The following is a 13,422-nucleotide window of genomic DNA, read 5'->3' as shown; positions in this document are numbered from 1 at the left end:
GTGATTGGTGAATAATCAGGGATAAATAGTAAAGAAATGTAAAAACACTTTTGTCTATGGTGGTGATTAGTGATTAGTGGCTTTGATATGTGAAAAGCCAAGGGGATGGTAATTAGACCGAAGAACAACTGACAACTGACAACTAACAATTGACATGACCAAAATTGATATTTCAGAAGATTCACCCATTATTTCCGCATCACCCATCCTAATTACAGGGGGTGCAGGGTTTATTGGCTCGAACTTCGTGCATCACTGGTATGAGAAATACCCAAGCGATCGCATAATTGTTCTAGACGCACTCACCTATGCGGGAAATCGTCAAAATCTGGCAGATATAGAAGGCAAAGCCAATTTAAGATTTGTCAAGGGGGACATTTGCGATCGCGCCCTCATTGATCAGTTATTGGTAGAAGAGAGTATTAGTGCGATCGCCCATTTTGCAGCTGAATCTCATGTTGATCGCTCAATTGTCGCCCCTGATGCCTTCATTCAGACAAATGTAGTTGGTACATTCACCTTATTAGAAGCTTTTCGCCAGCACTGGGAGAAACAAGGCAAACCAGAAAACTACCGTTTCTTGCACGTCTCCACAGATGAAGTTTACGGTAGCCTCAACCCAGATGACCCAGCTTTTACAGAAACCACCCCATACGCACCCAACAGCCCCTATTCCGCATCGAAAGCGGGGAGTGACCATCTTGCAAGGGCTTATCATCACACCTATGGTTTACCAACCTTAATTACAAATTGCTCTAATAATTACGGCCCCTATCACTTCCCCGAAAAATTAATCCCCTTAATTTGTCTTAACATCCTCTTAGGTAAGCCCTTGCCTGTATACGGAGATGGGCTAAATGTCCGTGACTGGCTGCACGTCTGGGATCATTGCCGCGCCTTGGATATTGTCATTCACCAGGGTAAGCCAGGAGAAACATATAACATCGGCGGTAACAACGAAATCAAAAATATTGACCTCGTGCGGATGATATGTGAATTAATGGACGAATTAGCCCCCAATTTACCCGTCTCCCCTGCCAGTAAATTAATTACCTTCGTCCAAGACCGCCCCGGACACGATCGCCGCTATGCGATTAATGCTACAAAAATCAAAACAGAACTAGGTTGGGAACCTCAACAAACAATCTCCACCGGCTTACGCCAGACCGTAGATTGGTATTTAACTCATCGTCAATGGTGGGAATCAATTTTGCAGTTGACAGTTGACAGTTGACAGTTATCAGTTATCAGTTATCAGTTATCAGTTATCAGTTGTTATTCTTCCCCACTCCCTCATCTCCCCCATCTCCCCCCACTCCCTCATCTCCCTCATCTCCCCCACAAATCTTATGTTCACCAACTACCCCGAATACCTCATGTATCGCCAATGGATGAGCCGGGCTTTGGAGTTGGCGAAAATCGCTGGTGAAGCGGGCGAAATTCCTGTGGGGGCGGTAATTACTGATGCTAGTGGTAATTTCATCGCCCAAGGTGAAAATCGCAAAGAGCGTGACCAAGACCCAACAGCGCACGCGGAAATTGTGGCTTTGAGAAATGCGGCTCAAACTTTACAAACTTGGCGACTGCATGAGTGTATTTTGTACGTTACCTTGGAACCTTGCCCAATGTGTGCAGGTGCGATCGTTCACGCACGGTTAAAAAAGCTTGTTTATGGAGTGGACGATACCAAAACTGGCGCAATTCGCAGTGTTTTGAATATACCTGATAGTGCAGCTTCTAATCACCGCTTGCGAGTTGTTGGAGGCATTCTAGAATCAGCCTGTCGCCAACATTTGCAAGACTGGTTTGCAACTCGGCGGATGCAAAACAAGTAACAGACAGACTTGAAACTGTCCAGGTACTATGACACAACTGACAAAAGAAAATCTACGGTGGTACTACGTCTATAACAAACCCCAACTTTACCTGACAATTTGCAGCTACCAACATGATGGAATTTTTCTCTGAGCCGTCTAACTCTTGCCAAGTCAAACCAGAAAACACGCTCTTTCAGCCTCATGTAGCTGTGACTACTTCGGGGATTTCTCCCTGGTTGAGTCCTGTGTTGTATTTTGTTGGGAATTATTTTCTACTGCCATCCTTCTTTGGTCGTATTTCTATCACTGGAAAGGAACATATTCCCAAAACAGGCCCAGTGATTCTGGCTCCAACTCATCGTGCTAGGTGGGATTCATTACTCATCCCCTACGCTGCTGGACGTTACGTCACAGGACGAGACTTAAACTTTATGGTGTCCAATAACGAATGTCGGGGTTTGCAAGGTTGGTTTGTCCGCCGTATGGGTGGTTTCCCTGTAGATACTTTGCACCCAGCCGTTTCTACCCTCCGCTATGCAGTGGAATTACTTCACCAAGAACAAATGTTAGTTATTTATCCCGAAGGCAATATTTTTCGGGACGGTAAATTGCATCCCCTTAAACCCGGAATCGCCCGTTTAGCCTTGAGTGCAGAATTGAGCCACCCTGGTTTGGGGGTGAAAATACTGCCAATTAGCATCAATTACAGCCATCCTTACCCTTGCTGGGGTACAGATGTCAGTATTAATATCGGCTCGGCAATTAATGTCAAAGATTACACCAATGGTAAAGTCAAGCAAAACTCCAAACGCCTCACAGAAGATTTAACCAAAGATTTACAACGCTTAATCAACCCATTGGTAGTAAGTCATCGTGCTTTCGCAGAATCTACTAATTGACTGTTGACTATTGACTATTGACTATTGACTGTTGACTATTGACTATTGACTAAATTCCCAAAGTTAATTCCCAACTATTGAGTTTGCCTACATCTTGGGGTGAATAGTCGATTATCCATAACTGCCAATTGCCTTTGGCTGATTGTGAGAGTAATTGTTTCAGGATAGGATGCGATCGCACCCCATAAGTTGTCTGTAAGTCGGTGCGATTTCCCAAGGTACGATTTTGCAATAGCACTTGTTGGCTATTGGGGGCGATTAAATAAATTTCGATATCGCCTAAAAATTCATGAGTAATGTTAACTGCGACTTGAATATCTTTAACTGTGCTGGTATCAGCAACTGCGATTCCACTTTTAATCCCTTGTAAATTATTATCGGGAATCCCTATCTGGTTAGAATTAGCCTGTTTAACTTGTCTATTAACATCCAATGGCGTGGTTCGTTGTTGGGCTGCGGCTTGTACCGCCCTCGCCGCATTCACCTTACCATAACCAAACCACTGAGAATATCCATTCCCATCATATTTACCTTCACTCAAACCTAGTTGCGGGTCGGGGTTGGGGTCTACAATTTTATCTGCCGTGGTTTCTAAAATCCGTTTGACTTGCTGCGCTGTCAAATCAGGGTTAGCTGATAACACTAGGGCTGCTACTCCAGCTACCACAGGCGTAGCGCTAGAAGTCCCACCAAAATTACTAGTAAAGTTACCAGGATCGTAACCTGCGGCTCCTACTATATCAGTTGTTAGCATTCCTAACCCCTGCAAGTTAGTTGTGATGCTGGGGCGAGTGTATACAAAACCCTTGTCTGGAAATGACATCCCCGGCGAAGCATTGTTACTGGGCGCACATACAGAAATACTCGTTCCCCAATTACTGTAGGCGGCTTTTCTACTCATACTAGTGGATGCGGCAACCACCATGACATCAGGATGTACCGCAAAACCATTTAACCAATCTGTCAAACCTTGTAACAAATTATCCGGCCAATCCTGCTCATAGACAGCGCCACTAACGGGACGGTTGGCGTTTCCCGCCGCAAACAACACCACACAACCTTTACCATTACGCCCACGGGTAGCAGCCCTAGTAATAGCTGCTTTTTGCCGCAAAGATAAGGGAAAATACACAGCCGAAGCTCCCCAACTGCAAGAAATGACACTAGCTCCTTTTTCTACAGCCCAGTTAAATATCTGCTCGATTGACTCGTCATCTAAAAACCCAGTGGTACGGATGGGCATAAATGCACAGCCAGGGGCAACCCCGACAATTCCTGTACCATTTTCTTCCGCCACCGCTATGCCAGCACAGGCTGTACCATGACTGTTTTCTTTTACACCGGGCAAAGGTAAAAAATCATTTTCCCTTAAGTCTCTAGGGGCGACAACCTTACCACTACCTTGAAAATCTGGGTGATTTAAATCAAAAGAGTCATCCGCCACAGCCACCACCACAGAACGGACACCACGGGTAATATCCCAAGCTTGTTCTACGGCGATGTGAGAACCAGCAACCAACTCATTACCGCCGTTATGGTTGAGATACCATTGCTGAGAATAAAGGTTATCACTGGGTTTATAATGGGTTTCTGTTTGGATAATCACATTAGGTTCAGCCGCCAACACTTGGGGAATGGCTTGTAACTGATTAGCAATTTTGATCGGGTTTTCTGTGGCTTGTTTACTCACCAGAAATACATACGCATTCGGTAAACCCAGAATAGCCTTGTCTTGGACTAGGTTAAATTGAGAAACTATCAGCGTAATTTTGGCAGCATCTAACTTAGGCGCAAACTGAATTGTAATTTGGTCGCTCAGATAAACGAAAGCCCCTGGATTATTCTGGACGGTGTAGGCGTGGCTAGCAAAAACCACATTTTGGTCAGCGCGGGCTTGAGCGATCGCATTCTCTAGGCGATCGCTTGTTACCTGATATAGTTCTAAATGAGCTTGCGTAATGCTAGCCTGCCAAATACCCCAATTAACCTGAGATAATTGTTGCACAGGAAAGTCGGTGACAAAACGGACACTGAAGCGGTCTATTGCCTTTTCAAGTATCAATTCTTCACCGCCCCGTTGCAGAACTAATCCCAAGTTGCTTGCTGATACACCTGTGGTGGAAAAATCAGAGGAGTTGTTATGGTCGTTCATAGGAGCGATTATTGTTAATGCACGGGCTATGGGAACTCTATTAAACCGATTTTCTGTCTAAATTCAGAGAAACACAGTAATTAACTTGGCTTTGTTAAAAACACAAACAGAGTTAAGATACCCGAAGTTTCACTATATTGTCCTGTTTCTTAAATAGTTGTTGCACAAATTGACCCCATGAACTTTGCGGCCCCTGCTTCTGTAATTCGTTTGACTTCCCTATCTGTGATAGCAGCCTTGACACTGCTTGCACCTGTGAATGCTCAACAAGCACAGCCTATTGACCCCAATAGCCCCAATAACCTACGTCCTACAGCTCAAAATAACAGCCTATTGAGTCTTGAGGGTGGAGAACGTTTAATGAAAGAGGCAGAACAAGCCGTTGCTGCTCAAAATTACACCTTAGCCGCCAAGAAACTCCAAGAAGCACGTCAGGTTTATAATCAGTTATCTAATTTTTATCAAGATTTAAACTCTAGTTTTTCCGGCATTGATAATAGAGTTTCCGATTCTCAACGTCAAAGAGCCTTATTAACAGCTCAAAAACGCGATGAAGCCACCTATCAATTAGCTTTGGTACATCGCGCCCAAAATCAACCAGAATTAGCTGTACCTTTGTTAGTACAAATTATTAAAAGTCAAAACCCCACCAGAGATTTAGGAAAGAAAGCTTATCAACAGTTGTTTGAATTAGGTTTTGTCGATTCACCTTTTCCCAGACAAGGTGGTTCATCTTCTTCCCAAAAATAACAAAAGAAATTATTTCAGCCTTTATACCTCCTGCTGATTAAAAGTAGGAGGGTATTTTTTATTAGACCTCTTACACAAATAATTGAACCATGAGAATATAAAAATTCGATTTACAGCACATTTCATGTGAGTCCCTGTAGGGTGGGGAGTGCATCGCCAAAATTAATATTATCAACAATATCAAACTATTGATCCAAGAAGTGTATTAGGCGATCGCTTATCATCCCATCTCTTGTAGGCTCGTCCTCAATCCTGGGACAGCCCACAAAATGCCACAATATCATGGCTTTGGTGGGCAGTGCATCGGCCTACTGGACTGTCTAGACTAAACTTGTGCATTAGATTTAAATAAAAAACCGCCGATAAACGCCGATAAAGCTGATTATCTAATGCAACAATCTATTATCTTGTTCATGTGCCTTTATCTGCGTTCATCTGCGTTCATCTGCGTTCAATTTTCCCCAAATCTATTGCACTATTTTAGCCCGGTCACGCCAGTATTGGACTGGCAAGGCTAAACTTGTGCATTAGCGAAAAATCTCATATAGTTTGAGTTCGACCAGTGGGGTTTTGACCTCACCCCCAACCCCTCTCCTACGAGGAGAGGGGAGTATAGAGTATTAGCTTGTCTAGACTAAAATGTGGCAATAGGTTTGGGGAAAATTGAACGCAGATGAACGCAGATGAACGCAGATGAACAAGATGATAGATTGTTGGCTAATGCACAAAATTAGTCCGGTCGCGCTAGTAGTGGCGTGACCGGACTAATTTTGAGTTGGTATTACCGATTATTCCATTCTTGCGCTGCATCTTCTACAGCCTTATCTACTGTTTTTTCTCCTAACATTGCGGCTTGTAAATTTTCATAAATTGCCTTTTGCAGCTTCTTAATATCTTTTAAAGACGGCGTTAAAACTTCTGCTTGTTGTAATTGTTGGGCGCTCACAATTCGCGCTTTTTCTACGGTTGAAGCATTAGCGGGAACATCTTTAAAGTAACTATCAGCTAATGCTTTGGTTGTGGATGGTAAAACATTGGCCGCTTTGGCAAAAGCTAATTGATTTTCATCATTAGTGACGAATAAAGCGAATTTTACTGCGGCATCAGGTTGTTTTGTCTCACGGGGAACGACAATATTCATCACAGCCACGTTTTTCTTACCCGTGTCGCCGGTAAGTTGGGGTGCGATCGCCGAAGCTTGAGCAATTTTTGGGGCGTTAGTGGCGATGCTTTTGAGAAATTCAGGCCCTGAAGCTAGGAAGGTTGTTTCACCAGATTGGTATAAATCAATGGCGTGACGATGACCTTGAGTTAGCACTTCCTTTGGTAACAAACCCTTTTTGTAAAGGTCTACCCAATACTGAAACGCAGCTTTTCCTGGGGGTGAATTAAAAGCTGCTTTGCCTTCAGCATCCACTAACGTAACTCCCATCTGCACAAAAGACTCTAACACTTCCCCGGAATCTTGCGGAACAAAGGTGACAAAAAAAGCGTATTTCCCTGTCTTATCTTTAATTTGTTGTGCTACTTGTGCTAATTGTGCGTAAGTAGCAGGTGGTTTACTGATACCTGACTGTTTTAGCAAATCAGTGTTATAAATGGTTAGCCTCGTTGTGAGGTACCAAGGAATGCCAAAACTTTTCCCATTCAAAGTGCTGGCTTTCCAAATATTTGGCAGATAGGAGGAACGCGCCGCTTCTGGAACTTTTGTATCTAAATCTAACCAAGCATTTCGCCCTGCTAGTTGAGAAGCAAAATCTGGATTGAGATTAACCACATCAGGTGGCGTTTTTGCGGAGACAGCTGTTAAAATCTTGTTCTGCATTGCAGCCCAGGGAACATCAACCCAGTTCACCTTTATACCCGGATTTTGAGCTTCAAAATTCGTAATCAAACTTTGGAAATAGTCAGTAAATTGAGGTTGGAGCTGCATAGTCCAAAACTCAATCCTTGCTGTTCCCGAAGCGTTTTGCTGCGTGTTTGTATTCACATTCCCTGTGCTGCAACTAACCATCCAACTCGTAACTAAACCGAGCATTGCACAAGCAACAAATTTTTTAAATTTTTGCAATTGAATCATTTTACCAGTATTTCTACGCTTGATTACGGACAAAACCTTATGCAGAATTGTCGAGATTATAGGCTAAATCAAACAACTTTGCAGAGTCATTAAATTCATAGTCCAGAGTCCAGAGTCCAGAGTCCAGAGTCCAGAGTTCAAGATTTGTAGTGCTGCATAGCTCTAATGGGTGAACTGTTGACCAATGACAAATGACTAATGACAAATGACTAATGACCAATGACCACTTAAGTAAATTTTAAATTTTAAATTTAGCAACTTGGTGGGGATCAGTGTGGTGAAAAGTTTCAGTAGTCTGTTTGGAAAATCTCATAGAGGGGTGGGTGTAGAAATTGCACCCGAACGAGTGAATGTAGTTCAAATACGCAAGCAGCGCCAAGGTTTGAAACTCGAATCTTTAACATCTGTACCAGTTCCTGAAGGAATTGTGAGTGATGGTCAAATCACCGATCCCCCAGCAATGGCACAATTAATTCAGCAGGCGCTGGCTGAAGCCAAAATTAAGGCATCTAATGTAGCAACTGGTGTCCCTGGAAGGGATGCGATCGTCCGCATTATACCTGTACCGGCAGAGTTGGATGACAAAGAATTACGGGATATGGTGTTAAACCACGAAGCAGGCTTGTATTTACCTTATCCCCGTGAGGAAGCTGATGTAGATTATCAAAAACTTGGGTACTTTGTAGATGAGGATGGAATTGAGAAGGTACAGGTACTTTTAGTTGCTACTCGCAAGGAGGTGACAGATACATATCTGAGAACTTTTGAGCAAGCAGGGTTACAAATTAGCGTTTTAGAAATCAATAGTTTTGCCTTAATTCGGACAATTCGCGATCAATTACGACAATTTGGGCCGCAAGAAGCAACGGTACTAGTTGACATAGAGTTCGACAGTACAGAAATTGCCATCATTATTAACGGAGTCCCACAATTTTCTCGTACTGTTCCCATTGGCACTTATCAGATGCAAATGGCTTATGCCAGGGCCATGAGTTTACCAGTATCACGAGATATGGAAATGCTACAGGAAATAGTGATTCCTGTAAATTCTGGTGATGGCGGTGATCGAACTGGGATTACAGAAACCGACCCGGCTATGGCTGGTGTGTTACGCATCCTGGGAGAACTGACAGATGAGTTACGCCGTTCTATGGATTTTTACTTAAATCAAAGTGAAAACTTAGAAATCGTACAAATTCTCTTGGGCGGCCCTGGAGGTGGGTTACAGCAACTTAATGAGTTTTTTACTCAACGCTTAAGTATTACTACTAACCAAATAGACCCAATAGGGTCTTTGTCCTTGCAAGTTGATGAAGCAAAGTATCCCTCTATACAAAGTTCTGGTTTAGGAATAGTTCTTGGTTTAGGGATGCGGGAGGTATGATACCAATTCAAAATTCGTCTTGGAAAGTTTCCTACGGCGGGAAACCCCTCCGGGTTCACCAGTTGCAAGGGCGCGGGAAACCCGCCTACAGCACTGGATTCACCGCCTACAGAACTTTCCGCAAAATTCAAAATTCGTCTTAGAAGGTTCTGGTCAGAGGAAACCTCCACTCAGACTTTCCGCAAAATGCCTCATTCAAAGTTTTGGAGAATTGGTAAAAGAGAATGTATGGATTAGATATTAACTTTCTCAAAGACCGCCCAGCTTACCAACCTAAAGGTGAACAAAAAAAAGCTGGGATAAAACTGCCGACGGGGAACTTAACACCAATATATTTGGGAGTTGGGATAGGTCTTTGTCTGCCGATACTTGTAGGTGGTGGTTTGTGGTTTCTGCAAGTAAAAACTAGCGAATTAGAACAGGCGATCGCGCTACTGGATGAAGAAAGTAAGAAGTTAGATGTGGAAATTGCGGGGATTAAAAAAATCCAGGGAGAAACTGAGGCGGTAAAAACCGAAACTAAAAGTTTAGTTACGGTATTTGACCAGATTCGTCCTTGGTCAGCAATGTTGGAAGATTTGCGCGATCGCATTCCCACAACAGTGCAAATAGAAAACATTAAACAAATACCACCAGTTCCTGCAGCAGAAGGACAGCCTCCTAGTAACCCTGCTGGGGGGATAGAAATTACAGGCTTGGCTCGTTCATTCAACGATGTCAACGACTTCTTATTAGTCCTACAAAGATCCCGATTTCTGAAATCAACAGAAAGTAAAATCACCACAGCTTCCTTAGTAGATGCACCATTACCACCTAGTAGCGGTGCTAACGGGGTACAAATTCAACCACCCCAAGTAGTTAAATATACTATCCAATCTAGCCTGAGTGATGTTCCCGCATCTGAGTTAATGCGGGAGCTAGAGCAGAAAGGCACTGTAGGATTGGTAGCCCGGATTCGTGCATTGCAACAAACAGGAGTCATTACAAGATGACGCTGAGTGACGATTTGAATTTCGCCGAACAAGCTGCTGAATTAGATGGTGGTGCATCCACCTATCCAGTTGTCTTTGGTATTAGTTTGACCCCCCAAATCATCGGCATTGGAGTAGGTGTAATAGGTCTATTAGGCTCTTTCTATATGCTGCTCAACATGGTAATGCCAGCTTGGGACACCTATCAGCAGAAGCAAGCCCAAAATAGCGAATTAGAAGGTCAAGTTTTACAAAAAAAAGCCACTGTCAAACAAAAAGGCAAGGTGACAGCAGAACTAGCCCAAGCAAAACAGCAAAAACAACAGGTTTTAGCTTTATTTGCTGACGAGAAAACTTTAGATACCCTGCCTTTAGATTTGAATCGTTTAGTAGAAGCCGGTAATTCTCAAGTTCCTCTCAGTGCGGTGAGGGCTAAACTACAAAAATTTGTGCCAGCTATACAAAAACCAGAACCTATCACTGATGGTTCATTAGGGCTAGCAGTTGACGGCAAACTGAAACGCACTAGTGTGAATGTAGAAATCGTTGGCACTTATGAACAAACACAATCAATCCTGCGGAATATAGAGCGTTTACAGCCTTTATTAATAGTTAGAGACTATCAATCGACATTATCCACGGTTCAAGCCACTGATGCCAAAGGCAAACCCATACGCAGGTTAGGCCCTGCACCCATCACCACATCTTTTCAACTCCAAGCATTAATGCCTATGAGTTCTGAGGAATTAGCAGCTGCGGCGGCTAAGGCAGCACCGAAGAAGTAGGGCTGGGGACTGGGGACTGAGGGAGCAGGGGAGCAGGGGAGCAGAGGAGCAGAGGAGCAGAGAAGCAGAGGGGAGCAGAGGAGGAGAATAAAAACTGTCACCTGTCACCTGTCACCTGTCAACTGTCAACTGTCAACTGCCTCCTGCCATACTTCAATATTTTTGTTTAAAAGACTTTATCAGGTGAGGAATGAACTGTGAAACAGGTTCACGGGAATGGTTTAATTTTGGGTGCTGTTGCTTCCGTATTCTTGGCAGCACAACCAGTTTGGGCGCAAACAACTCAAGTTACAGATGTCAAGATAAGTCCTAGTGATGGTGGACTTAGCCTTGTTCTCAAAACTTCTGCCGGTTCACGTCCACAAGTTTTTACAACAAAAAGAGGCAAAGCTTTAGTCGCGGATATTACTAATACCCAACTACGGCTGCGACAAGGTAATAACTTCCGCCAAGATCAGCCTGCGGCGGGAATTGCTTCTGTTGAGGTTGTGCAGTTAGATGCTAATAGTATCCGTGTGATTGTCACTGGTGATAATGATGCGCCAATGAGCCAACCCGTCACACGCCAAGAAGATGGCATTACCCTTAGCGTTACGCCATCATCAGGGACTACAGCATCAGCGCCAGTCATCCCCAGACCGCCAGTATCGGCAACACCACCCGCCACTACACCAGCTCAAACTGGTGCAGTACCCAACGTACTTGTACCTAACCCAGAAGTAACAATTGACGGCAAACCAGCCCAGCCTGCTGGCCCTGGACAGCCATTAACCCAAGCACCACCATTCTTACCTAGAGCTGTTGCGCCTCCAGTGGGAGATATTGCCATTTCTGCCACCGATGCTTCTCCTAGTACCATTGATTTAGGTACTCAAGAACGTGTACCTCGTCTGGTGTTGCGCGATGCACCAGTGAGGGAAGTTTTATCATTGCTAGCTCGTGCTGCTAATCTCAACTTAGCTTATATCAGTGGTGATGCTGGGGGCAAAGACGGTGATGCTGGTGGTAAAGATGGGCAGGCAGTTCAACAAACGATTTCGTTAGATATAGAAAATGAGCCGGTGCAAGATGTGTTTAACTACGTCTTGCGTTTGAGTGGGTTAGAAGCTAACCGCAGTAATAGAACGATTTTTGTGGGGGCAAAACTGCCTAATTCTACCCGCGATATAGTCATGCGAAACCTGCGGCTTAACCAAGTAAATGTGGGAGTTGCTTTAAACTTTCTGGTTGGCTTAGGCGCTGAAACTGCTGTGAGTAGGGAACGCCAAGTGTCGAACGTAAATGCTATACCTGTGGGAACTGGAGTTGCACCTGTTACCCAAACGCAGACAACTGTAGAAACTAGAATTGAGCCTCAAAGGATTGAGTTTAAAGACTCTAAACCTTTACTCAGAGGGTTACAAGCATTAGCAGATGAGCGCACTAATTCCATGACCTTAATTGGCTCGCCAAAGCTAGTTGATATGGCAATTACTCAGTTAACTCAGCTTGATATTCGTCGTCGTCAAGTGGTAGTGAACGTTAAAATTGTTGATATTAACCTCAGTAAAGAGGATAACTTCAACACTAGCTTTTCTTTTGGTGTGGGAAACACATTTGTTTCTAATGAAGGTGGTTCAGGAAGTATAAATTTTAACGGTTCTAGTTCCTTCCCTAGACGTTTTATTGCTAATTTAACAGCTCAGGTAACAAATGGTAATGCCAAGATTTTGACTGATCCAACTTTAATAGTGCAAGAGGGACAAACAGCAAATGTCAAATTGACCCAAGAAGTAGTAGGAAACATTAAAAATGAAATAACTCGTGGTAGTGATGTTTCTACCCAAACAGTTACTGCTGAGAAAGAAGAAGTAGGATTAACTTTAGCTGTTAAAATTGAGCGGATTGATGACAATGGTTTTGTTTCCTTATCAGTAGCTCCGGTTGTTAAAGCACCGCAAGCCTCAGAGAATATAGATTTAGGTGATCAAGGTAGTCAAAGGATATTTTTGATATCTGAACGCTCATTAAATTCTGGCTTAATTCGTCTGCGAGATGGCCAGACACTAATCCTGAGCGGCATTATTCAAGATGAGGATCGGACAACTGTATCTAAAATTCCCATTCTGGGTGATATTCCTTTAATCGGAGCATTGTTTAGAAAGACAGATAGAGAGAACCTACGCAAAGAAGTAGTTGTATTACTCACGCCTCAAGTTATGGATGATTCTCAAAACTCATCCTATGGCTATAATTACACGCCTAGCCCAGAGGTGCGGCAATTGCTTGAGCGCCGTGGGTTGAATACACCTAAGCGGTAAGGTAGTATACCAATTCACGCCTGATGTGAATTAGCTTGAACCGACAGAAGCCTCTCGCCTACCCGGAACGGGAGGCGACGAAATGAATGACGGGGCGGCGACGAGTTGACCTCCGACCGTTATCAGAAAAATGGGTTTAAAACCCCGTCGTTCTACGACGGCTTTATGCTCTTTGTGATAGCATAAGCATGTGGTTAATTGGTCGATATCCATGATTGTCTACGAGTTCAAAGTCAAAGGAAAACAGCAGCAATATCAGGCAATAGATGAGGCGATACGTACTA

At 43.7% G+C, this 13,422-nt stretch carries 12 protein-coding genes; 10 read left to right on the top strand and 2 right to left on the bottom strand.

The genetic code is table 11. The features are described from left to right. Positions 1–154 precede the first annotated feature (154 nt). From rfbB to H6G83_RS28505, 4 genes are all read left to right on the top strand, one after another. On the top strand, positions 155–1,234 hold the full coding sequence (rfbB, locus tag H6G83_RS28520; RefSeq protein WP_190478374.1) for a dTDP-glucose 4,6-dehydratase: 1,080 nt from the start codon (positions 155–157) through the stop codon (positions 1,232–1,234). Beyond that, positions 1,231–1,395 carry a hypothetical protein gene (locus H6G83_RS28515; protein WP_190478372.1) on the top strand — a complete coding sequence of 55 codons (165 nt, stop codon included), beginning with the start codon at positions 1,231–1,233 and terminating at the stop codon, positions 1,393–1,395. The genes rfbB and H6G83_RS28515 overlap by 4 nt, the downstream gene beginning before the upstream one ends. Then, positions 1,350–1,835 carry a tRNA adenosine(34) deaminase TadA gene (gene tadA, locus H6G83_RS28510; RefSeq protein ID WP_190478370.1) on the top strand — a complete coding sequence of 162 codons (486 nt, stop codon included), beginning with the start codon at positions 1,350–1,352 and terminating at the stop codon, positions 1,833–1,835. The genes H6G83_RS28515 and tadA overlap by 46 nt, the downstream gene beginning before the upstream one ends. A 113-nt stretch (positions 1,836–1,948) precedes the next feature. Continuing rightward, the gene (locus tag H6G83_RS28505) at positions 1,949–2,716 is read left to right on the top strand and encodes a lysophospholipid acyltransferase family protein (RefSeq protein WP_190478368.1); all 768 of its coding nucleotides are present in this window, start codon (positions 1,949–1,951) and stop codon (positions 2,714–2,716) included. A gap of 49 nt (positions 2,717–2,765) precedes the next feature. On the opposite strand, the gene H6G83_RS28500 is transcribed toward H6G83_RS28505, so the two are convergent. Further along, positions 2,766–4,868, bottom strand: coding sequence for a S8 family serine peptidase (locus tag H6G83_RS28500; protein ID WP_190478366.1), 2,103 nt, complete (start codon positions 4,866–4,868; stop codon positions 2,766–2,768). Between the two features lie 177 nt (positions 4,869–5,045). Between H6G83_RS28500 and H6G83_RS28495 the strand changes: the two genes are divergently transcribed. Then, positions 5,046–5,618 carry a hypothetical protein gene (locus tag H6G83_RS28495; protein ID WP_190478364.1) on the top strand — a complete coding sequence of 191 codons (573 nt, stop codon included), beginning with the start codon at positions 5,046–5,048 and terminating at the stop codon, positions 5,616–5,618. A gap of 781 nt (positions 5,619–6,399) precedes the next feature. On the opposite strand, the gene H6G83_RS28490 is transcribed toward H6G83_RS28495, so the two are convergent. Next, positions 6,400–7,698, bottom strand: coding sequence for an ABC transporter substrate-binding protein (locus H6G83_RS28490; protein ID WP_190478362.1), 1,299 nt, complete (start codon positions 7,696–7,698; stop codon positions 6,400–6,402). Between the two features lie 274 nt (positions 7,699–7,972). On the opposite strand from H6G83_RS28490, the gene pilM reads away from it, so the two are divergent. From pilM to H6G83_RS28465, 5 genes are all read left to right on the top strand, one after another. Further along, positions 7,973–9,082 carry a type IV pilus assembly protein PilM gene (gene pilM, locus H6G83_RS28485; protein WP_190478360.1) on the top strand — a complete coding sequence of 370 codons (1,110 nt, stop codon included), beginning with the start codon at positions 7,973–7,975 and terminating at the stop codon, positions 9,080–9,082. Then, positions 9,079–9,225 (top strand): hypothetical protein, encoded by a 147-nt coding sequence (locus H6G83_RS28480; RefSeq protein WP_190478359.1) that lies wholly within the window; start codon positions 9,079–9,081, stop codon positions 9,223–9,225. The genes pilM and H6G83_RS28480 overlap by 4 nt, the downstream gene beginning before the upstream one ends. 81 nt (positions 9,226–9,306) lie before the next feature. Further along, on the top strand, positions 9,307–10,074 hold the full coding sequence (locus tag H6G83_RS28475; RefSeq protein ID WP_190478357.1) for a PilN domain-containing protein: 768 nt from the start codon (positions 9,307–9,309) through the stop codon (positions 10,072–10,074). After that, positions 10,071–10,838 (top strand): type IV pilus inner membrane component PilO, encoded by a 768-nt coding sequence (locus tag H6G83_RS28470; protein WP_190478355.1) that lies wholly within the window; start codon positions 10,071–10,073, stop codon positions 10,836–10,838. Before H6G83_RS28475 ends, H6G83_RS28470 begins: the two co-directional genes overlap by 4 nt. Before the next feature lie 197 nt (positions 10,839–11,035). Then, positions 11,036–13,138 (top strand): AMIN domain-containing protein, encoded by a 2,103-nt coding sequence (locus H6G83_RS28465; protein WP_190478353.1) that lies wholly within the window; start codon positions 11,036–11,038, stop codon positions 13,136–13,138. The last annotated feature ends 284 nt before the right edge of the window (positions 13,139–13,422 follow it).

The sequence above is a fragment of the Anabaena azotica FACHB-119 genome (genome assembly GCF_014697625.1).
Lineage (GTDB): Bacteria > Cyanobacteriota > Cyanobacteriia > Cyanobacteriales > Nostocaceae > Trichormus > Trichormus azoticus_A.
This window is presented reverse-complemented; position numbering and strand designations above follow the sequence as displayed.